The sequence below is a fragment of the Bordetella genomosp. 13 genome, assembly GCF_002119665.1.
In the GTDB taxonomy this organism is placed as follows: Bacteria; Pseudomonadota; Gammaproteobacteria; order Burkholderiales; family Burkholderiaceae_B; genus Bordetella.
The window spans coordinates 4011838-4033495 of record NZ_CP021111.1; the positions used below are offsets into that span (position 1 = coordinate 4011838).

Annotated in this window: 20 protein-coding genes; 7 read left to right on the forward strand and 13 right to left on the reverse strand. The window is 66.1% G+C overall.

Going from position 1 to position 21658, the window contains the following annotated elements:
* Positions 1-9: 9 nt before the first annotated feature.
* Entirely contained in the window at positions 10-384 is a 375-nt protein-coding gene (locus CAL15_RS17955) for a c-type cytochrome (protein ID WP_086079840.1), read from the reverse strand.
* A 159-nt stretch (positions 385-543) separates the two neighbouring features.
* On the opposite strand from CAL15_RS17955, the gene CAL15_RS17960 reads away from it, so the two are divergent.
* From CAL15_RS17960 to CAL15_RS17970, 3 genes are all read left to right on the forward strand, one after another.
* Positions 544-1419: an AAA family ATPase gene (locus tag CAL15_RS17960; protein ID WP_086079841.1), complete on the forward strand. Its 876-nt coding sequence runs from the start codon at positions 544-546 to the stop codon at positions 1417-1419.
* A gap of 18 nt (positions 1420-1437) precedes the next feature.
* The gene (locus CAL15_RS17965; protein WP_086079842.1) at positions 1438-2610 is read left to right on the forward strand and encodes a vWA domain-containing protein; all 1173 of its coding nucleotides are present in this window, start codon (positions 1438-1440) and stop codon (positions 2608-2610) included.
* 357 nt (positions 2611-2967) lie between these two features.
* Positions 2968-3954 (forward strand): Bug family tripartite tricarboxylate transporter substrate binding protein, encoded by a 987-nt coding sequence (locus tag CAL15_RS17970; RefSeq protein ID WP_157666687.1) that lies wholly within the window; start codon positions 2968-2970, stop codon positions 3952-3954.
* A gap of 110 nt (positions 3955-4064) precedes the next feature.
* Here the strand turns inward: CAL15_RS17970 and CAL15_RS17975 are convergent, their stop codons facing one another.
* The 5 genes from CAL15_RS17975 to phnD are packed head-to-tail and all read right to left on the reverse strand — an operon-like array spanning position 4065 to position 8176.
* Positions 4065-4616, reverse strand: a complete 552-nt coding sequence (locus CAL15_RS17975) for a GNAT family N-acetyltransferase (RefSeq protein ID WP_086079844.1) — start codon at positions 4614-4616, stop codon at positions 4065-4067.
* 50 nt (positions 4617-4666) lie between these two features.
* A complete protein-coding gene (phnE, locus tag CAL15_RS17980; RefSeq protein ID WP_232468019.1) occupies positions 4667-5488 on the reverse strand; it encodes a phosphonate ABC transporter, permease protein PhnE in 822 nt (273 codons plus the stop codon).
* Positions 5485-6339, reverse strand: coding sequence for a phosphonate ABC transporter, permease protein PhnE (gene phnE / locus CAL15_RS17985; RefSeq protein WP_232468021.1), 855 nt, complete (start codon positions 6337-6339; stop codon positions 5485-5487). The genes phnE (CAL15_RS17980) and phnE (CAL15_RS17985) overlap by 4 nt, the downstream gene beginning before the upstream one ends.
* Positions 6336-7193: a phosphonate ABC transporter ATP-binding protein gene (phnC, locus tag CAL15_RS17990; RefSeq protein WP_198299083.1), complete on the reverse strand. Its 858-nt coding sequence runs from the start codon at positions 7191-7193 to the stop codon at positions 6336-6338. The genes phnE (CAL15_RS17985) and phnC overlap by 4 nt, the downstream gene beginning before the upstream one ends.
* Before the next feature lie 2 nt (positions 7194-7195).
* Positions 7196-8176, reverse strand: coding sequence for a phosphate/phosphite/phosphonate ABC transporter substrate-binding protein (gene phnD, locus CAL15_RS17995; protein ID WP_086079845.1), 981 nt, complete (start codon positions 8174-8176; stop codon positions 7196-7198).
* A gap of 233 nt (positions 8177-8409) precedes the next feature.
* On the opposite strand from phnD, the gene CAL15_RS18000 reads away from it, so the two are divergent.
* Positions 8410-11160: a M16 family metallopeptidase gene (locus CAL15_RS18000; protein ID WP_086079846.1), complete on the forward strand. Its 2751-nt coding sequence runs from the start codon at positions 8410-8412 to the stop codon at positions 11158-11160.
* Between the two features lie 51 nt (positions 11161-11211).
* Here the strand turns inward: CAL15_RS18000 and CAL15_RS18005 are convergent, their stop codons facing one another.
* Positions 11212-12087 carry an aldo/keto reductase family oxidoreductase gene (locus CAL15_RS18005; protein ID WP_086079847.1) on the reverse strand — a complete coding sequence of 292 codons (876 nt, stop codon included), beginning with the start codon at positions 12085-12087 and terminating at the stop codon, positions 11212-11214.
* A 94-nt stretch (positions 12088-12181) separates the two neighbouring features.
* On the opposite strand from CAL15_RS18005, the gene CAL15_RS18010 reads away from it, so the two are divergent.
* The gene (locus CAL15_RS18010) at positions 12182-12835 is read left to right on the forward strand and encodes a TetR/AcrR family transcriptional regulator (protein ID WP_086079848.1); all 654 of its coding nucleotides are present in this window, start codon (positions 12182-12184) and stop codon (positions 12833-12835) included.
* Between the two features lie 119 nt (positions 12836-12954).
* Positions 12955-13434 (forward strand): VOC family protein, encoded by a 480-nt coding sequence (locus tag CAL15_RS18015; protein WP_086081174.1) that lies wholly within the window; start codon positions 12955-12957, stop codon positions 13432-13434.
* Positions 13435-13462: 28 nt separating this feature from the next.
* On the opposite strand, the gene CAL15_RS18020 is transcribed toward CAL15_RS18015, so the two are convergent.
* The 3 genes from CAL15_RS18020 to CAL15_RS18030 form a co-directional block, all read right to left on the reverse strand.
* Positions 13463-14566, reverse strand: coding sequence for an extracellular catalytic domain type 1 short-chain-length polyhydroxyalkanoate depolymerase (locus CAL15_RS18020; protein WP_086079849.1), 1104 nt, complete (start codon positions 14564-14566; stop codon positions 13463-13465).
* Between the two features lie 26 nt (positions 14567-14592).
* Positions 14593-15015, reverse strand: a complete 423-nt coding sequence (locus CAL15_RS18025) for a CopG family transcriptional regulator (protein ID WP_086079850.1) — start codon at positions 15013-15015, stop codon at positions 14593-14595.
* 91 nt (positions 15016-15106) lie between these two features.
* A complete protein-coding gene (locus CAL15_RS18030; RefSeq protein WP_232468023.1) occupies positions 15107-17134 on the reverse strand; it encodes a transcriptional regulator in 2028 nt (675 codons plus the stop codon).
* A 149-nt stretch (positions 17135-17283) separates the two neighbouring features.
* Between CAL15_RS18030 and CAL15_RS18035 the strand changes: the two genes are divergently transcribed.
* Positions 17284-18135, forward strand: coding sequence for a class I SAM-dependent methyltransferase (locus tag CAL15_RS18035; RefSeq protein WP_086079852.1), 852 nt, complete (start codon positions 17284-17286; stop codon positions 18133-18135).
* 127 nt (positions 18136-18262) lie between these two features.
* Here the strand turns inward: CAL15_RS18035 and CAL15_RS18040 are convergent, their stop codons facing one another.
* From CAL15_RS18040 to CAL15_RS18050, 3 genes are all read right to left on the reverse strand, one after another.
* Positions 18263-18949 carry a DUF3313 domain-containing protein gene (locus tag CAL15_RS18040; protein WP_232468025.1) on the reverse strand — a complete coding sequence of 229 codons (687 nt, stop codon included), beginning with the start codon at positions 18947-18949 and terminating at the stop codon, positions 18263-18265.
* A gap of 186 nt (positions 18950-19135) precedes the next feature.
* The gene (locus CAL15_RS18045; protein ID WP_232468026.1) at positions 19136-20383 is read right to left on the reverse strand and encodes a M20 family metallo-hydrolase; all 1248 of its coding nucleotides are present in this window, start codon (positions 20381-20383) and stop codon (positions 19136-19138) included.
* Between the two features lie 44 nt (positions 20384-20427).
* On the reverse strand, positions 20428-21561 hold the full coding sequence (locus CAL15_RS18050) for a pyridoxal phosphate-dependent aminotransferase (RefSeq protein ID WP_086079854.1): 1134 nt from the start codon (positions 21559-21561) through the stop codon (positions 20428-20430).
* Between the last annotated feature and the right edge of the window lie 97 nt (positions 21562-21658).

Consider the following 21658-nt stretch of genomic DNA (forward strand, 5'->3'; position numbering starts at 1 on the left):
TTGCCCCGTTTACTTGAGGTTGGCGTAGTAGGCCGCCAGGTCGGCGATGTCCTGGTCGGACAGGCTGCCTGCGATCGCGTCCATCGTGGGATGGCTGCGCGCACCCTTCTTGTATTCGTTGAGCGCCGCCTCGATGTACTTGGCGTTCTGGCCGGCGATCATCGGCACGTGGTAGATCTCGGGGAACGAGGCTTTGTAGCCGGGGATGCCGTGGCACCCGATGCACATCGACACCTTGTCGCGCGCATTCTGGACGTTGCCGACAGGCGCGTTGCCGGCAGGTGCCGCGCCAGCCGCCTGGGCATGCACCTGGCCGGCGATGGCACAGGAAGCGGCGAGGGCCAGCGCGGAAAACGCACGCATCGGGGGGATTCTCAACTTCATGGTCTGCTGTCTCTTCTCTTGGTATGAATGATGACTGAAGCTGGGATGCATGCCGGGACTGGCCCGGCCGGCAAACCCTGGGATTGTACGATAATTGAGCCGGGCCCATACTGTAGCCACACTCCCCGCCGGGGCGCCCGCACAACGACTTCCCTGCTCATGTCCGCTCATCCCGAACTCCAGAAATCCACTCGTTTCGAAGGCACCGACCGCTACGTCGCCACCGACGATCTCAAGCTGGCCGTGAACGCCGCCCTGACCCTGCAGCGCCCCTTGCTCATCAAGGGCGAGCCAGGCACCGGCAAGACCATGCTGGCCGAGGAAGTGGCTCGCGCGCTGGGCCGGCCGCTGCTGCAATGGCACATCAAGTCCACCACCAAGGCGCATCAGGGCCTGTACGAGTACGACGCGGTCTCGCGCCTGCGCGACTCGCAGCTGGGCGACGAGAAGGTGCGCGACATCCGCAACTACATCGTGCAGGGCACGCTGTGGCAGGCCTTCGAGGCCGAACATCCGGTGGTGGTGCTGATCGACGAGATCGACAAGGCCGACATCGAATTCCCCAACGACCTGCTGCGCGAGCTCGACCGCATGGAGTTCCATGTCTACGAGACGCGCCAGACCATCGCGGCGCGCCATCGCCCGCTGGTCATCATCACGTCCAACAACGAGAAGGACCTGCCCGACGCCTTCCTGCGCCGCTGCTTCTTCCACTACATCCGCTTCCCCGACCGCGAGACCATGCGCGACATCGTCGGCGTGCACTTCCCCGACCTGAAGCAGGACGTGCTGCGGGCGGCGCTGGACACGTTCTTCGCGTTGCGCGACGCACCCGGCCTGAAGAAGAAACCTTCCACCTCCGAACTGCTCGACTGGCTGCGCCTGCTGCTGGCCGAAGACGCCACCGCCGCGCAGATCGACGCCCACGCCGCCACGGCCGTGCCCATGATGGCGGGCGCCCTGCTGAAGAACGAGCAGGACATGCAGCTGCTGGAACGCCTGGCCGCCATGACCCGCGGCGGCCAGCGCCGTTAAGCTCGTTCTCGCCTCGCCATGCTTATCGACTTCTTCTACCACCTGCGGGCCCACAAGCTGCCGGTGTCCGTGCAGGAATACCTGACGCTGGTCGAGGCGCTGCGCGGCAACGTGATGTCGCCGACGCTGGACGACTTCTACTTTCTCGCGCGCACGGCGCTGGTGAAGGACGAGTCGCTGTACGACCGCTACGACCGCGCCTTCGGCGCCTACTATCGCGGCATCGAGGCTTCTCTGCCGGCCGGTAAAGAAGTTCCCATCGACTGGCTGATCAAGCAGTTCGAGAAAAGCCTCACTCCCGAAGAAAAGGCCGCCATCGAGAAGCATGGCTGGGACAAGCTGATGGAGCTGTTCAAGCAACGCCTGGACGAACAGAAGGAACGCCACGCCGGCGGCAACAAGTGGATCGGCACCGGCGGCACCTCGCCGTTCGGCAACGGCGGCTACCACCCCGAAGGCATACGCGTGGGCGGCGAGTCCGCCGGCAACCGCACCGCGGTCAAGGTGTGGGACATGCGGCAGTTTCGCGACTACGACGATCAGGTCGAACTGGGCACGCGCAATTTCAAGGTGGCGCTGCGCCGCCTGCGGCGCTTCGCGCGCGACGGCGCCGAGCTCGAACTGGACCTGGACGACACCATCGCCAGCACCGCCCGCAACGCCGGCCATCTCGACCTGCGCCTGGTGCCCGAGCGCCGCAACAACGTGAAGGTACTGATGCTGCTGGACGTGGGCGGCAGCATGGACGACCACATCGCGCGCATCGAAGAGCTGTTCTCCGCCGCGCGCAGCGAGTTCCACAATCTCGAGGTGTACTACTTCCACAACTGCCCCTACGAGAACCTGTGGCAAAGCAACCGGCGGCGCCATGCCGAGCGGTTCGATACCTGGGACATCCTGCGCAAGTACAACGCCGACTGGCGGCTGATCCTGGTGGGCGACGCCACCATGAGCCCGTACGAGATCCTGCAGCCGGGCGGTTCGGTCGAGCATCACAACAAGGAAGCCGGCGCGACCTGGATGCGCCGCCTGCTGGATGCCTGGCCCAAGGCAGTGTGGCTGAACCCCGAGCCGACGGCATCGTGGCCGTACCGGCAGTCCATCGCGCTGCTGCGCGACATCATGCAGGACCGGATGTTTCCGGTGACGGTGGCGGGGCTGGAACAGGCGATGCGGCTGCTGTCCAAGTAGCCGTCGCGGAATCGGCCGCCGCAGCGCCGGCGATTCCGGCGTTGCGGTCCGCGGCGCCGTTGCACGGCCCCCACCCCACGCGGGTGCACGCGGCGCTGACTCGCAGTGCATGCACCACTCCGAACCCGGCACGCCCTTCGTCGTGCCTCACTTTGGTTCGCGAAACGCACCACCTTCTCGCACGAGGCTTTTCCAAACAGATGCCTCGGAAATGTCGAATTCCGGCCCTGCACAGCGTGCGGCAAAGTTGCGGCAACAACGATGCCGCGCGGTCCTGGAACGTGCCGACGCGGTCATCGCCACGAGGCCGCGGACGTCCCACGGCGCTCAACCCACGCCGTTGAAGGACGCAGAACCATGACTTCACTTTCCCGTCGGCATTTCCTCGCCGCCAGCGGCGCCATGCTCGCCGCGCCCATGCTGGCCCGCGCCGAGACGTATCCCAGCAGGCCGGTCAGCATCGTCGTGGCGTTCGCGCCCGGCGGCTCGCTCGACATGATCGCGCGGCGCATCGCCACGCACATGGCGGCGGAGCTGGGTGTGCCCTTCGTGGTGGAGAACCGCAGCGGCGCGGGCGGGCGCATCGGCACGCAGCACGTGGCCAAGGCCCGCGGCGACGGCTATACGCTGATCGCCACCAGTTCCGCGGCGCACGGCGTCGCGCCTTCGCTATATCCCCAGGCCGAACTGGGCTACCGCGCCATGGAGGACTTCAGCCACATCGGGCTGATCTGCAAAGGTCCCATGGCGCTCATGGTTCGTGCGGACGCGCCCTTCGACAATGCGGCCGAACTGGTCGCCTACAGCAAATCCACCGGCAAGCCGCTGTTCTACGGCTCGGGCGGCATCGGCAGCCTGGGCCACCTGACCGGCAACCTCATCGGCAACACGCTGGGCATCCCCGTCGAGCATGTCTCTTATCGCGGCTCGGCCCCGGCGCAGGCGGATCTGCTGGCGGGCAACCTGACCGCGGTATGCGACAACATGTCGTCCCACACCGCGCAGTTCAGTGCCGGCGCGATCAAGATCATCGGCCTGACCGCCGGCGAGCGCTTCTCCAAAATGCCGACCGCCGCCACTTTCGCGGAACAGGGCTACCCCCAGCTGCAGGCCGCGGCCTGGTACGGCCTGAGCGGAAGCGGCGGCATGCCGCCCGCGGTCGTGCAGAAGCTGAATGCGTCGCTCAAGCGCTTCCTGGTCCAACCGGACACCATCGAACTGCTGGCCGGGCTTTCCATGGTCGCCGACGACGGCATGCCTGCCGACACGTATTCGCGATTCGTGGAGTCGGAGCTGGCCAAGTGGGGCAAGGTTATCCGGGATTCGGACATCAAGGTCAGCTGATGACATGACAGGGAACGCGCACGATGCACGTCCCCTGCGCCTAGGCATCCGAAGCGCACGAAATCGAAGGTTGCGCCTGGCCATGCCGCCCAGCCACAAGGCTCACGCATTCAACCATCCACCGGCTGATACGGCGTATCCAGCGTCAGCTGATAGAACGCCAGGTCCAGCCACCGGCCGAACTTGAAGCCCGCCTGCGCGATGGTGCCGGCGTGCACGAAGCCCAGCTTGCGATGCAGCGCGATGCTGCCCTGGTTGGCCGCATCGATGCCGCCTACCAGCACGTGCACCTGGTCCTCGCGCGCCTGGGCGACCAGCGCGCGCATCAAGGCCAGGCCCAGGCCGTGCCCGCGGAATCGCTCGTCGACGTAGACCGAGTGCTCCACCGAGTACTTGAATGCAGGCCAGGCGCGGAACGTGCCGTAGCTGGCGAAGCCCATCAGCTCGCCGGCATCGTTCTCGTAACCCAGCACGGGAAACCTGCCCGCCGCCTTGGTCTGGAACCACGTGTCCATGGACTGCATGGTGCGCGGCTTGTAGTCGTACAGGGCTGTGGTGTTGATGATGGCGTCGTTGAGAATCGCCAGAATGGCGCCGGCATGGCGTTCGCGGGTGCAGCGCACGAGCTTGGCGCCGGCGGGGGTGGGTGCGGTGAAGTTCATGGCGCGGTTCGGAGGGGCGGGATAGGAAATTGTAGCCAGCCTTGCTCCCGCTAGATCAACGCCTGCCGCACCCGATGCGATACCCACTCGGCCACGAACACCGTGGCCAGGATGGCGGCGAAGATCACCGTGACCTGCGGCCACGCCAACCTGTCCACCGACGCGGCCAGGGGCAGGCCGATGCCCCCTGCCCCCACGATGCCCAGCACCGTGGATTCGCGGATGTTGATGTCCCAGCGATACACCGTGGTGCCCACCATCGCGGGCAATATCTGCGGCACCACGGCGTAGGCCAGCACCTGTGGCCGGCTGGCGCCCGTGGCGGTGACGGCCTCGACCTGGCGCACGTCGACCTCTTCGATCGCCTCGTACATCAGCTTGCCGATGAAGCCGATGGAGCGCAGCGCGATGGCAATGATGCCGGCCAGCACGCCGGGCCCCACCACGGTCACCAGCAGCATGGCCCAGATCAGCGAGTTGATCGAGCGCGACGACACGATGATGGCCAGCGCCAGCGGGCGCAGCGCGATGCGGCTGGGCGTGGTGTTGCGGGCCGCCAGGAACGCGATGGGCACGGCGATGACCGCCCCGATGGCTGTGCCCAGCGTGGCGATGTTCAACGTGTCCCAAAGCGGAGCCCACAGCCGGTCGACGTAGCTCCAGCGCGGCGGCCACATGCGCGAGATCATGTCCCAGCCGGCGGTCGGCGCATCGGCGGCGAAAGCCCAGATGGTGTTCTCGGACACCAGCTGCCAGCCCGCCGCAAAGACCAGCGCCGCGATCATCCAGCCCAGCCAGGCCCAGCGCTGCTGGGCCGGCGTGCGGCGCCGCCACGCCGGCACGCCGGCATTCGACGATGCAGCGGGGTTCACAGGAACCTCCGGCGCACGTGGCCCGAGGCGTACTCGCACAGCATCACGATGGCGATGATCAGCAGCAGGATGGCCGCCGCGGTCTCGAATTCATAACGGTCGAACGCCGTGTTCAGCGTGGCCCCGATGCCGCCGGCGCCGACGATGCCGATGATCGCGGCCTCGCGGAAGTTGATGTCCAGCCGATACAGCGACAGCCCTATCATGCGCGGCATGACCTGCGGCTGCACGGCGTAGACGATCCACTGCGGCCAGGCGGCGCCCGTGGCGCGTATGGCCTCGAGCTGGCCGCGGTCCGCGGTCTCTATCTCTTCGGCCAGCAGCTTGCCCAGGAATCCCATCGAGGCGATCACCAGGGTGAGCATGCCCGCGAGCGGCCCGAAGCCGAACATCTTCACCAGCAGGATCGCGATGATCAGTTCGGGAAAGGCGCGCGAGATGGCGATGAAGCCGCGACACACCGCGTACACGGGCAGCGGACTGATGTTGCGCGCCGCGCCCAGGCCCAGCGGCACGCTGAGCACGATGCCGATGGCCGTGGACACGACCGTCATGGCCAGGCTTTCCAGCAGGCCCTCGCTGATCTCGCGCCAGCGGCTGGTGAAGTCGGGCTGCGCAAAGGCCGCCACGAATCGCCAGCCGCGCACCAGGCCTTCGGATACGCGATTCCAGTCGACCTGGATGGAACCCAGCGCGGCGGCCAGGTACAGCGCCACCAGCAGCCACAGGGCCAGACGCAGCGGCGCCGAACGGATGAACGGCGGCCTGCGCCAGCGCAGCGGCGCCATGGAAGCGCGCGCGCCCTGCCGTGCCGCCGCATCGCCGCCCTGTGGCGAACGTACGGTGCTCATGCCGCCGCCGTCGCCGCGCGCGCCACGACGTCCTCGGGCGATGGCGCATCGTCCTCATCGGCCGCGGCCGCATGGCCCGACGCGTTCCAGTCTTCCTGCCCGTAGATCTCGGTCAGCACGGCCGGCGTCAGGCCGGCGGGCGCGCCATCGTAGACCAGCCGCCCCTTGCGCAGCCCGACGATGCGATCGGCGAACTGCGTGGCCAGCGCCACGTCGTGGATATTGATAACCGCGGACAAGCCGCGTTCGCGGCAGATCTCGCACAACAGGCGCATGATCTGCCGGGACGTCTTCGGGTCCAGGCTGGCGGTGGGCTCGTCCACCAGCAACAGCAGCGGCTCCTGCATCAGGGCGCGGGCAATGCCCACGCGCTGGCGCTGGCCGCCCGACAAGGCATCGGCGCGCTTGTTCTCGAAGCCGGCCAGGCCCACGCGCTCGAGCAGATAGAAGGCCTGCCTGACGTCCGCCTCGGGATAGCGGCGCGTCCAGCTGCGCCAGAAGCTCGTGTAGCCGAGGCGGCCGGACAGCACGTTCTCCATCACGGTCAGGCGTTCGACCAGCGCGTATTCCTGGAAGATCATGCCGAGCTGGCGGCGCGCCTGCCGCAGCGCCCTTGCCGACAGCCCGGGCAGGCTGCGTCCTTGCAGCAGCACGTCGCCGCCCGATGGCTCGACCAGACGATTGACGCAGCGTATCAGCGTGCTCTTGCCCGCGCCGGACGGCCCGATCAAGGCAAGCACCTGGCCGCGCGGCACGGCCAGGTCCACGTGGTCCAGCGCCAGGTCGCCCGTGGCATAGCGCTTCACCAGCCCCTGCAAGGCGAGCAGGGGCTCGCCCTGCGGGTGGACTGCCATGATCACTGGCAGGTATACGAGACGTTCATGGCCTTGTCGATCTCGCGGACCACCGCCCAGTGTTCTTTGTACGTGATCGGGATGAAGGCTTCCTGCGCCGGGTCGGCCTTGCTGAACTCCTTCAGCAGCGCGGTGCCTTCCCAGTCGAACGAGAAGAAGGCCTGCTTCACCTTCTCTGCCAGTTCGGGCTTCAGGTTGTACACGTAGCCGTAGCCGGTGGTGGGGAACGACTGCGACTTGTAGATGCTGCGCAGCTTGGACTTGTCCACGGCGTTGCGCGCGATCATGCGGTTCATCACCGAGTTGGCCACCGCCGCGGCATCGTAGTCCTTGTTGGCCACGCCGATGACGGAGTTGTCGTGCTTGCCCGAGAACGCCGGCTTGTAGTCCTTCTCGGCCTGCATGTTGTAGGTGCTGGCCAGCAGGGCCGAAGGCGCCTTGTAGCCCGAGTTGGACGTCTGCGACGTGAAGGCGATGGTCTTGCCCTTCAGGTCTTCGATCTTCTGCGCGCTGCTGTCGGCCGGCACGATGATTTCCATCTCGTAGCCGTAGGCGCCCTTCTTGTCGGCCATCATGGTGAAGGGCACGAAGCCGGCGCAGTTCACGGCCAGGGGGTTGCTGCCGGTGTTGAACCCCGCCACGTGCAGGCGGCCGGCGCGCATGGCCTCGAGTTGCGCGGCGTTGGACTGAACCGGGAAGAACTGCACCTTCTTGCCGGTGGTCTTCTCCATGTGGCGCAGGAACTCTTCCCAGACGCCGCGATAGACCTCGGGATCTTCCACCGGGGTGTAGGCGAACACCAGGGTGGACGGGTCGACCCACTGCTTGGGGTCGGTGGGAGCGTCGGCGACCATGTCGCCGTTGGCGTCGCAGAACTTCTTGTCGAGCTCACCCCTGGCGCACTCGGCCGCCTGCGCGAACGAGGAGGCGAAGACGCCCGCCATGCCGAAGAGTGCGAGACCGACCAGCTTTTTCGTTTTCATGTTCAACCCCGTGTAAGCGAACCGTCGGCCATTCTTCGATGATTCCATGACAAGACCGTGACAGAATCGAGTCCCGGCACATCGCTTCATATTGATCGCGCATGGCCCGAAGATGGACGACGTTGAGGGAAGATTGGAGGCATCGGCCATTCATCGCCCTCCTTTCGGCGGTTGAACCATCCCGCGGGGATAAACTCCAACAGAATTCCGCCAACCTACAGGACTCCAGGAACATGCGTCTTTCCCTCCCGGTGCTGCCGATGCGGCTGCCTTTGCTGCTGGTCTCGTCCTTTCTTGCATTCCAGGCCGGCGCGGCCCAATTGCCCAACGGCGTTTCCGAAGTGACCTCGGTCGAGGGCATCACGGAGTACCGGCTAGAGAACGGCCTGCGCGTGCTGCTGGCACCCGACGAATCCAAGCCCACCACCACCGTCAACATGACGTACCTGGTGGGTTCGCGCCACGAGAACTACGGCGAGACAGGCATGGCGCACTTGCTGGAACACATGATGTTCAAGGGCACGCCCACGCTGCGCAACGCGCTGGGCGAGTTCTCCAGGCGCGGCCTGCAGGCCAACGGCACCACTTCGCTGGACCGCACCAACTACTTCGCCAGCTTCGCCGCCAATCCCGAGACCCTGAAGTGGTACCTGGGCTGGCAGGCCGACGCCATGGTCAACTCCACCATCGCCAAGGAGGACCTCGACTCGGAAATGACCGTGGTCCGCAACGAGATGGAAAGCGGCGAGAACAATCCCTTCCGCATCCTCATGCAGAAGATGCAGTCCACCGCCTACCAGTGGCACAACTACGGCAAGAGCACCATCGGGGCGCGCTCCGACGTCGAGAACGTCGATATCGGGCAGCTGCGCGCCTTCTATCACCAGTACTACCAGCCCGACAACGCGGTGCTCATCGTGGCGGGCAAATTCGATCCCCAGGCCGCGCTGACCGACATCCAGGGCACGCTGGGCAAGTTGCCGCGCCCCAAGCGCACGCTGCCGCCCGAATACACCGTCGAGCCCACGCAGGATGGCGAGCGCTCGGTCACGCTGCGCCGTGCCGGCGGCACGCCGCTGGTGGCGGCCATGTACCACATCCCGGCCGCGGGCAGCGCCGACTACGTGCCCTTCGACCTGGCCGCCTATATCCTGGCCGACACGCCCTCGGGCCGCCTATACCATGCCCTGGTGCCCACCAAGCAGGCGTCGGGCGTGTTCGGCTTCACCATGGATCAGCGCCATCCCGGCACCGCCATGTTCGGCGCGCAGCTTCAGGCAGACATGGACCCCGAGCAGGCGCTGCGCACGCTGACCTCCACGCTGGAAGCGGTGGGCGAAAAGCCCTTCACCGCCGAAGAACTGGAACGTGCCCGCAGCAAGTGGCTGACCGCCTGGCAGCAGACCTATAACGATCCCGAGCGCGTCGGCGTGGCGCTGTCCGACGCCATCGCCTCGGGCGACTGGCGCCTGTTCTTCCTGCAGCGCGACCGCGCGCGCGACGCCAAGCTCGAAGACGTGCAGCGCGTGGCCACCGAATACCTGGTGCGCGCCAACCGCACCGAAGGCCGCTACCTGCCCACCGAAAAGCCCCAGCGCGCGCCGCTGGGCGAGCGGCCGGATCTCGAGCAGATCTTCAAGGACTACAAGGGCGACCCGGACTTCAAGGCGGCCGCCGCCTTCGATCCCTCGCCCGCCAACATCGACAAGCTGACGCAGCTGCGCACCCTGAACCTGCCCAGCGGGCCGGTGCAGGTGGCGCTGATGCCGAAGGCGACGCGGGGCGAGCGCGTGCAGGCCCAGCTGCTGCTGCAATACGGCGACGCCGCCACCCTGAAAGGACAGCGGGCGGTGGTCGGAGCGGCCGCCGAGCTGCTGGACCGCGGCACCCCCACTCTGACGCGCCAGCAGATCCAGGACCGCTTCGACCAGATGCAGGCCGAAGTCAGCTTCGGCGCTTCGGGCACCGACCTGGGCGTCAGCATGTCCACCACGCGCGAACACCTGCCCGAATTGGTGTCGCTGGTGCTCGACATCCTGCGCAACGCCAACTATCCCGAGGCCGAGGTGGCCGAGTACAAGCGCCAGGTGGTCACCTCGCTGCAAAGCGCCATGACCGAGCCGAGTGCGCTGGCGTCGCGCGCCCTGGCGCGCCACGACAATCCGTGGCCGGCCGATGACGTGCGCTACGTGCCCAGCTTCGAGGAAGCGCTGGCCGATGTGCAGGCCCTCACGCGCGACCAGTTGGTGGCCTTCCATGAGAAGTTCTACGGCACCGGCGGCATCAAGTTCTCGGCCGTGGGCGACTTCGACCAGGCCGCGGCCGAGGCCGCGCTGGCCAAGGGCCTGGAAGGATGGCGCCGCGCCCCCGCCTATACGCGCCTGGACGATCCCTACCAAGACGTCCCCGCCGAGCAGTTCGAGATCGCCACGCCCGACAAGGCCAACGCCTTCTACATCTCTCGGGCCCCGCTGAAACTGCAGGACACCGATCCCGACTTCCCGGCCCTGTACCTGGCCAACTTCCTGCTGGGCACGTCCGAGACCTCGCGCCTGTGGGACCGCGTGCGCGAGAAGGAAGGCCTGTCGTACAACGTGCGCAGCAGCCTGGTCGCGTCGTCGTTCGAGCCCACGGGCAGCTGGACCATCTACGCCATCTATGCGCCGCAGAACCGCGACCGCCTGGAAAAGGCCATCGGCGAAGAAACGGCCCGCGTGCTGAAGGAAGGTTTCACCGAGGCAGAGGTGCGCGACGGCATCGCCGCGCTGCTGAACTATCGCCGCCTGTCGCGGGCGCAGGACGCCGTGCTGGCGGGCGTGTGGCTCGACTACCTGAAGACAGGCCGCACCTTCGCCTGGTCCGCGGAAATCGACAAGAAGCTGCAGGCATTGACCCCTGAGACCGTGAACGCCGCGCTGCGCAAGCACTTCAAGCCCGAAACGTTCAGCACGTCGGTGGCGGGGGATTTCCGCAAGAAGCCGTAAGAGATACGGCGCGCGCCAGCCTTCGGGTTGGCGCGCCCGCGCCTTACTGCCTTACTGCGTTGCCGCCCCGATTCCATCCAGCGCCTCGATCGCCTCGGGCGAAAGCCGGATGCTGGCACTGTCGATGTTCTGCTTCAGGTGCGCCACCGACGACGTGCCGGGAATCAGCAGGATATTCGGCGAGCGCTGCAGGAGCCACGCCAGCGCCACCTGCATCGGCGTCGCCTCGTACTGGGCCGCCACGTCGTTCAAGATGGACGACTGCAGCGGCGAAAAGCCGCCCAGCGGGAAGAACGGCACATAAGCAATGCCGGCCTGCGCCAGGTCGTCGATCAGCGCCTCGTCACCGCGATGCGCCAGGTTGTACATGTTCTGCACGCACACGATGTCGGTGATGCCCCTGGCCTGCTGCACCTGCGCGGCCGTGGCGTTGCTCAGGCCGATGTGGCGGATCAGCCCCTTGTCCTTCAGCTCGACCAGCGGCGCGAGCAGCGGCTCGACGTCGCCCTCCGCCGGGCCCATGGGATCGAACATCAGCCGCAGGTTCACCACATCGATCACGTCCCGGCCCAGGTTGCGCAGGTTGTCATGCACGGCGGATTGCAACTCTGCTGGACTCAGCGCCGGGTTCCACGATGCATCGTCGCCCCGCTTGGCGCCCACCTTGGTGACGATGACGAGGTCGTCACGGTACGGATGCAGCGCCTCGCGGATGATCTGGTTGGTGACGTGAGGGCCGTAGTAGTCGCTGGTGTCCAGATGGTTCACGCCGCTTTCGATGGCCGCGCGCAGCACGGCCAGCGCCGCGGCGCGGTCCTTGGGCGGGCCGAATACGTGCGGGCCGGCAAGCTGCATGGCGCCGTAGCCCATGCGGTTGACGATGAGGTTGCCGAGTTTGTAGGTACCGGCACGAGTGGCTGTGGTCATTCGCTTCGCTCCTGAAATGGTTGACGCCGCAGGGGAGACATTCGGCATCGGAAGGGCCATAATATGAACAATCCTTCAGATTGGAAATTCGCATATGGCCACCGCCGCCAAGCCCTCGCTGAAGCCCCGCAAACAGCCGCGCCAGGCACGTTCGCAGGCCACCGTGGACGCCATCTTCGACGCGACTATTCAGGTTTTGCTGGCCGACGGCCTGCAGCGGCTGACGACCATACGCGTGGCCGAACGCGCGGGCGCCTCGGTCGGCACGCTGTACCAGTACTACCCTCACAAGCAGGCGCTGCTATACGCCGTGCTGGAGCGGCACCTGGGCAGGATCGGCGATGCCATTGAAAAGGCGGCGGCGTCGGTACACGGCAAGCCGCTGGCCACCATGGTGGCCACGGTCGTGCGCGCCTTCATCAAGGCTAAGACCGAGCACATCGAGGAAGGCCGCGCCCTGTACGCCGTCGCGGGCGAACTGGATTCGCGGCCGCTGGTACTGAAATCCCGGGAACGCGCCCACGCCATACTGGCGGCCATGCTGGCCACGGCCGAGGCTGTCGAGTTCGCCGATCTGCCTACGGTGAGCTATATGTTCGCCGCGGCGATGACAGGATCGATGCACGCCGTGATGGATGGCAGCGCATCGGCGAAGCTGGCCAGGGCGCTGCCGGGGCAGCTGGAGTCGTTGTGCCTGGGATATCTGGAGCGGGAAAGCCGGCCGCGGAAAACCAGCGTTGCGAAGTGACGATGGCCGATGCTGTGCCCGCGCGCTCCAGATCGGGCCCCATGCGTATACGATGATGGATGCCGAATATGCTGTATCACGTCCACCTACGGGATTTTTCCAACGAGGAGGAGATCACCATGGTCAGCAAGAACACGGTTTGCCTTTGGTACGACGGCACCGCCCTGGATGCCGCAAACTTCTATGCCAAGACGTTCCCGGACAGCGTCGTCAAGGCCGTACACCGCGCGCCTGGCGACTATCCCGCAGGCAAGCAGGGCGATGTATTGACCGTCGAGTTCACGGTAATGGGCATTCCATGCCTGGGCCTGAATGGCGGCCCGGCGTTCGAGCACAACGAGGCGTTCTCGTTCCAGGTAGCCACCGACGACCAGGCCGAGACCGACCGTTACTGGAACGCCATCATCGACAACGGCGGCCAGGCCAGCGAATGCGGCTGGTGCAAGGACAAGTGGGGATTGTCGTGGCAGATCACGCCGCGCGCACTGATAGAAGCTATCACCGATCCGGACCAGGCGGCGGCCAAGCGCGCGTTCGACGCGATGATGACAATGTCGAAGATCGATATCGCCAGGATCGAAGCGGCCCGGCGGGGCTGATGTTTGCGCCGGGGCTCGGAGATATGGGCTAAGGCCTCTTGCTGCGCAATGTCCGCTCGAAGAAGAATCGCACCATCTCGCCGGTGGCATCCGGACCGGTGCGGTCCGTATATGAGCCGCTTTCCTTACCTCCTGCCCAGGCATGGCCTGCGCCATGAATTTCCCAGCGCTCGGCCATGACCTCGCCTGCGGCATTCCGGTATACGTGCTTCGTGCTGTGACGCCTGGTGCCCGCGCCCTGCATGCGCCCGCTTTCGACACTGGCGGATGATCCCGCGCTGGCCGCGGCTACTGCATGAGCATTGCCCGGATGCACCGTCGCGTCGCGGTCTCCATGAAAAACGATGGTGGGCACGCCGCTGCCGGTCGGCGTTGCCGCTCGAATACCCGTGCCCTTCATCGCCGAAAGCGCCGAAGAAAGATCCGAGGCCGCGCCGGCCGCCAACCCCGAATGCACGCCCGCCGCCGCGTACAGCTCGGGATACGCGCCGGCCAGTATCGCCGCCATTGCACCGCCCGCCGACAAACCGGCCACATATACCCGCTGAGGATCGATGGCGTGCTGCTCCATCACCGAACGCGTCATGCCCGCGAGAATCGCCGGCTCGCCACGCCCCTTCTGCTGGTGATTGTGCTTGAACCAGTTCCAGCACTTCTGCGGATTTCCCTGTTGCGACTGGACGGGATAAAGCACGTAGAAGCCCTGGGACCGGGCCGCGTCGTTCATCGCCGTTCCGGCAGCGAAATCGTCGGCATCCTGGGTGCAGCCATGAAGCATCACCACCAACGGCAAGGGTTTCTCGCCCGCATTGGGCGGCACATAAAGTTTGTAGCCGCGATGCCCAGCCGAATTGCGGAATGTTCCCGCCGTAAACGTGTCGCCGGGCACGGAGGGCTTGCGCAGGGGCGGGTCGACTTCTTCGACGATTGCCGGATCGGGGTCGTACGTTTGTGCGGGTTCGGGGATCTCGATGGCTTCGACGTCGATGACATCGGAATCGTCGCGCGGGGCGCGTGCGGCGGGTGCGACGCCATTCAAAGCGGCTTGAATGGCGGCCGTGGCCGCGCTCAGGTCGCCCGACTGGGTAAGCCGGGTGGCCTGCTGCATGAGTTGTTGGAAATCGAAGTGCATGGAATTCCTTCGCGGCTGGGAAGAGGTCAGCGAATGCGCTGACGCAGGGCGGTCTTGACGGCGGGACTGGCATGCAGCGCGCCAAGGACCGTCACGGATTCAATCGTGGCAAGAGCCAATTCAGGCGTGACGTCGGGCGCGATGCTCGCCAGGCCAAGCACCCGGATCTGCAGCATTTCTCCCGCGGCCTGCACCGCGAGCAGATCCTGCGTGGTGTAGTGCTGGATGCCGAGGACCAGCGTCTTGCGGCTGACCGCTTGCCGCACGGCGTCGCCATGCGTGGCCAGCTGATTGCGGATGGCTGTGCGGATAAGGTCTGTGCGGTTGGCATAGAAGCCTTCCTGGACCAGAAGATCGATCTGGCCGAGGTCGACGTAACCCAGGTTGATGGTGATCTTCTCGTCGGAAGGCTTGGACGCGGACGCGAGGGATGGTGTGCGGGGAGGCATTTCGGCATCTTAGTACCATCCACTAGGATGGTCAATGGATGTTCAAGCCTTTCCGATGCAACAAACATTGTCTTGAGGGTAGAACCGGAATTCAATCCAGCCCGACCCGCCTAGCGCCCTTCCTGAACAATGCCTGCGCGTCCGGCGTCAGGCGAAACGCGGCAAGCAGATCGCCAACGCGGTATCCGGGATGCGACTGGCGGAGCGTGGCCAGGAGTTGGAGCGCCTCGTCCATCCTGTCTGCGAGGGCCAGGCACAACGTGGCGATCGCGACGATATGCACATGAGCGTTGGGACGCATCGCGGCTTTCACCGCCCAGTCGGCGGCCTCCTCGATCCGCCCCATTCGGGCCAGCGCAAGCGCGCGTACGGCCAGCATGCCGAACAGCAAGGGGTCGAAGGGACTCAGATAACGCGAATGGTCGGCCGACTCGATGGCCGCCTGCGCATCTCCCGCCTGGCAATGGACGAATCCCAGCGTGTAGTGGCCCAGGGCGAAGTTGGGGCTGAGATCCACGGCGCGCCGCAGTTCCGCCAGCGACGCATCCTGGCCGCCGCGCAGCCACAGCGCGCGGCCCATGGCCCAATGCGCCGCCGGATCCCGGTCGTCGGCGATCAGACTCTGGCCCGCGGCCTTGAGTGCCAGCTCCATCGCGGGCTGCTGCTCGCCCCAGCGCTGGAACGCGTCCTGCCAATGCGTGAAGGACAGCCCCGCATAGGCGCGGGAATACGTCGGGTCGCGCCGCACCGCCATCTCGAAGAAGTGCCGCGCCAGAGCATTGTCGGCCCGGGTGAACCGGTACATATGCCACAGGCCGCGATGATGGGCCGACCACGCGTCCAGCGAGCTCGGCGGCAACAGTATGGCCCGGTTGCGCTCCGCGGATTCGATCTCGATCTCGATCGACGCGACGATCCGGTTGCCGATCTCGTCCAGCGCCACGAGCGCATCGGCCAGCGCGTGGTCGAAGACTTCCGCCCAGACGATGCGCGACGTCCGCGACTCGATCAGCGCCACGTCCACGATGATGCGCTTGGCGTGACGGCGCAGCGACCCGCTCACTACGAAATCCACATCCAGCGTCCTGCCGGCCTCCTCCGGCCCCACGCTGCGCTGGTCCAGCGCGAACACAGTGCCCTGCGCAATGATGAAAAGGCTGCGCAGCTTCGCCAGTCTGGCGATGATGTCGTAGGCCAGCCCGTCCCCCAACCCGCCCCGCACCCCGCCGCGCGCGGACGCGTCCGCGAACGGCATGACGACGATGGAAGCGCGCCCGGTTCGTCCCCTGGTCCCGTCCGGCGCATCGGCAGCCGGCGAAACGACAGTTCCCACCACGGATTCCCGCGGATCCTTCGGCGCCCGTCGCAACTGCCGCCATGCGTCGCGCAGGGGCCGCCAATCCAGACCCTCGTCATCGAAGGCACGAATCGTGGCAGCCAGGTGTTCTTCCCCCTCGCGATGCCGGCCCCGGTCGCTTAGCGACTGCAGCATCAGCGCGTGCGCGCGCGGGTCGAATGGGGCCAGCAGCAGCCACTTGCCCAGGCAGTCGCCGCGCTCCTCGGACGCCGCCGGCAGACATGCGGCCAGATGTTCCAGCACCGCCTCGTGGCAGGCTCTCAATCGCCGCCGTTGCGCCACCATCCAGCTGTCGAAGACGGGGCAGGACTTCAACTGCAGCCCGTCCAGGAAATCGCCGGTGAACAGAGCGGCCAGCGCACGCAGCCGTTCCATGCCGATGCCGCCGATGCCCTGCCGCGCGGCCTGCTCGATCTCGAGAGCGTCGACATGGCAATCGTGAAGGTCCAGCTTCACGGCGTCCTGCGTAGCCTGCACCCGTCGACGCCCCGGCTCGTCCAGCAGGGACCTTGCCTTGCTGAGGCACCAGCGCAGCTCGCCACGCGGATCGTTCGGGATATCCCAGAGCAGCTCGCACAGATGCGTGCGGGTCATCGCGTGCGGGGCGAGCGCGAGATAGGCGACCAGGGCGCGCAGCTTGCGCGAGGGCGGCAGAGGCAATGCGGCGCCCGCCCGGCTGATCGTTATCGGGCCGAGCATGCGGACGCGCAGGGCGGCGCCATCCTCGGGCATACCCGGATGCGCCGCCGCGTCAGATTCCACGCCGGCTACCACGCCCGCCTCCACGCGCGGGCCTTACGTTTGAGCCCGGATCGCACGACGCATGTATGCCTTCGTGCTGCTGCCTGTGATTCCGCCTCGCGCCGGCGATATCCGCCGGCGCTCATCCCCCGTCTTAATGGAGACACACCATGTCCGCATCCGCCACCGCCGTCGCCGCTCAAACGCAGGATCATGCGCAGCCCGACCTGGCCGCCCTCAAGACCCGCCAGCAAGCCACCTGGGCATCGGGAGACTATGCCGTCGTCGGCACCACCCTGCAGATCGTCGGCGAGCAGCTGTGCGAATCCCTCGATGTCCGCGCCGGGCAGACAGTCCTCGATGTCGCGGCCGGCAACGGCAATGCCTCGCTGGCCGCCGCCCGCCGCGGCTGCGACGTAGTCTCGACCGACTATGTGCCGGCCCTGCTGGCGCGCGCCCGCGAGCGCGCCGCCGCCGAGCGGTTGACTATCGAATTCCAGGAGGCCGACGCCGAAGCCCTGCCCTTCGCGCCCGGCAGCTTCGACGCCGTGCTTTCCACCTTCGGCGTGATGTTCACGGCCGACCACGACAAGACGGCCGCCGAACTGGTCCGCGTGTGCCGCTCCGGCGGCAAGATCGGCATGGCGAACTGGACGCCGGACGGCTTCATCGGCCAGATATTCAAGACCATCGGCAAGCACCTGCCGCCGCCTGCCGGGGCGAAATCGCCCGCGCTGTGGGGCACGCGGGCGCGCATCGAAGAGATGTTCGGACCTGATGCATCCGCGATCCAGGCGGAACCGCGCCATTTCGTGTTCCGGTATCGGTCGCCGGAACATTGGATGGAAGTGTTCAAGACCTACTACGGGCCGATGCTGAAAGCGTTCTCGGCGCTGGCGCCGGACGCACAGGCGGCGCTGCAAAGCGATATCATCGCGCAGATAAGCCGGTTCAACCGGTCGGGCGACGGGACGGTGGTAGTGCCCAGCGAATATCTGGAGATCGTGATCACCCGGCGGTGAACGGGCGGCCATCCGAATCGCATCGCATACGGGGCCGCCAAGGCAGGCAAGCAGCAGGTGGGCCATGGCACGCCCCCTTCGCATCTATCCGCGCACGGCGCGGGACGGACGATGCGAAGCAGTGACACTACTTCGGCGTCACGTACTTCGCCACTTCCGTGGCCGCGCCGGTGGTCCAGTGATCGATCAGCGGTTTGAGGTTGGCCGTCTGCACGCCGCCCTGCCCCTGCGACTCGGAAGTGATCTCCTCGCCCGTGCCGCCGCGTACGGACGCGAACAGCAGTTCGCTGGTTACGCTGTCCGTCACCTGGCTCTCGATAGCCACCGAGGCATCCTTGGGCCGTCCGCCCTCGGCCGCTGCCACCGCGCTGGTGACGACGAACGCTATCGGAATGTACTGATAGGCTTTGAGCGCCTGGGTTTCGCTGCCCACCGCCGTGATCGCGACACGTATATGCGCCACCCCGGGTCCGGCCTGATCCACCAGCCGCACCTGCTGGCCGATTTTTTGCCGAAGCGACTGGTCGGTGTACTGGCGTATCTCTTCAAGGGTCGACATCGACACTTCGTCGGTCGGCTGCGGCGCTGGATAGAACTCCACGGGCGCAAGCCACACGGCGGCGTACTTGCCGGGAGTAAACGCGGGATTCACATACAGCAGTCGAGACCCGCCGCCCGGCGCATCCTGCTTCTGCAGATTCGAGTAGTTCTTGAGAAAACCCGATTCCTTGGGTTCGGTGGTCGAAGCGCAACCGGCAACGAAGAAAGCCACCGATACGCCGAGACAGGTAGCGCGCAATGTCGCCTTCATCATGGGTGCTCCTCGGATGCTGATGTATGCATACAGCATATGGATCACCGCGGCGGATTCATATAGGTCTTTTGGTCAATGGGATTGCTCTGTTCGAATGAAGGGAGGAGGAGGCGGAAGGTGCGTGACGGCGGCATGGCACTTCAGCTTGCCGAAGGTGGCCGCCCGGCGTTACCGGGCGGGCTCTGCCTAGCGCGCCAGTGCATACATCGTGTGCGCCAGCACCCGTGCTCCGTCCGCCATGTCCGATGGCGAGGCATATTCCAGATCGTTGTGCGTCTGGCCGTCGCGGCAGCGGATGAACAGCATGCCGGTCGGGCAGATATCGCTCATGTAGCGCGAGTCGTGCCCGGCGGCCGAGGGCAGCTCCAGCGTACCGATGCCCAGCACGCTGGCCGACTCGGCCAATTGCCGCCGTATCGTTTGATGAAACTCCAGCGAAGGCGCTTCCGACAGCGGCTCGACAACGGCGGTGCACGGACCGCACACCGATTCGCATATCTCGAGTACCTGTGACCCCAGCGCCTGCATGTGCGCGGTGTCGGGATGCCGGATGTCGATGGAGAAGACAACCTGGCTTGCCACGACCGATGGTGCGCTGGGCGTGACGTCGAAGCGGCCGAACGTGAGCCGAAGGACGTCGTCCGGATCGGCAAACCTACGGCTCATGGTATCCACGCAACGCACCGCCGCCAGCAACGCGTCCTTGCGCTGGCTCAGGGGCACGGTGCCGGCGTGCGCCGCCTCGCCGTTCACGGTGACGCGGAAGGTCAGCTTGCCCTGCATGGCCGTCACCACGCCGACGCTGAGGCCCGCGGCCTCGAGCACGGGACCTTGCTCGATATGCGGTTCGATATACGCAGCCGCCGGCGAACGCAGTCCGCGCATCGGCAGGACCGGCATGCGAGCGCGCACGTCCGCCAACGCTTCGGCGATGGTCACGCCTTGGGCGTCGGTCACCGCCAGCGTCTCGTCCAGGTCGCGCGCACCGACGTATACCGACGAGCCCGACATGCCCGGCGCGAAGCGCGAGCCCTCCTCGTTCATCCAGGCCACCACCTCGATGGAATGTCGATGCACAAGCCCCGAAGCCTTGATGGCATGCGCGGCCTCGAGCGCGGCCAGCACGCCGTAGGCGCCATCGTACTTGCCACCCGTGGGCTGCGTGTCGATGTGCGAGCCGGCCATCACGGGCGCCGCGTCCGGGTCCGTGCCCGGCAGGCGCAGGAACAGATTACCGATGGCGTCGGTCTGCGCCTGCATGCCGATCTCGGTCGCCCATTCCACCAGCAAGGCCTGGCCCTGTGCATCGGCCGGAGTCAGCGCCTGCCGGTCGACGCCGGTAGGCGAGTATGCGCCGATGCGTCCCAAGGCTTCGATGCGCGAGTCCAGCCGCGCGGCGTCGACCATGCCAGCGGGATGATCGGAGGAATTCATGTTGTCTTTGCTCATACAGCACCTATGTGAGCGCGTTCGCGTTGTCAGAACAAGGACGGAGGATTCTCGATGCGCGAGGCAGCCTCGACCGCGGCGGGTAGCGCCCGGCACAGCTCGTCGGCCCATGCTTCCGGCACGGTCAGGCTGATCTTCACGAAGCGGTCGCCGAACGTCTTGGTGTGATAGCTGCCCTGCCGGATCATGATGCCGTTCTCCTGCAAAGCGGCTACCAGAGCTTCCGGACGGATGCCGGCGCCCAGCGTCTCGACCACCAGGAAGTTCGCCTGCGACGGATACACGGGTACATGCAGTCCCGGAATCTTGGATACGGCTTCGAACACGACTTGCTGATTGCGACGCAGGCGCTGTTTGATGACGGGGAACCAGCGCGACTTGGCCTCGAGGCCCGCGATGGCGGCCTTCTGCGACAGCACGTTGCTGCCCAGATTGTTGGGTGGCGCATCGGCCAGCAGCTCGATGTTGTCGGCCGCGCCCACCACGGCCCCGAGGCGCATGCCGGCCAGGCCCAGCCATTTCGAGAAGCTGTACATCATCAGCGTCTTCTCGGGATAGAACCGGTACGCGGGCGTGAAGCTGTCGGCGAACTGGAAGTACGTGGCATCGTGGATGAAGTAAGCGCCGATGTCGCGCGCCACGTCCGTGAACGCCTTGATCTCTTCCTCGGTGTGGCAGGTGCCCAGCGGATTGTTCGGGTCCACGAGATAGATCATCTTGGTGCGCGGCGTGACGTGCCGCAGCAACTGCTCGATGGTCAGCTTGTAGCCCACGGAAGGATCGTAGATGGGAATCTGGACCACCGTCGCGCCCGCTCGCTTGGCAAAAGCCATTGGCCATGCCCAGCTGGGATCCGTGGTGAGGAACTCGCTGCCCGGCTCGCAGAACCGGCTGCACACGCCGTACAGCCCCTGCACGCCGCCATCGGTCACCATCACGCTGGCGTCGGGCAGGCCCAGGTCATTGCGGATCAGCTCGCGCAAGCGCTCGAAGCCCAGCGGCGGCGCATAGGCGTGATAGATGCCCGAGTCCATCGCCTCGATCACGGCCTGCCGCACCTCCGGTGGCGGGTCGAAGTGGTTGGTGTTCTGGCCCAGCCACATCAAGTCCGGGTTGTTGCACAACTGATCGAAGAACGCGTTGCGCTTTTCGAAGGGCTTCATCGAAAACTTTCCTCCAGCGGGGTGGACCCACAACTATGTTTATACAATTCAGCTTTTATTGAATACAGTATCGAAGCAACCAACGGGCGCCGAGTGA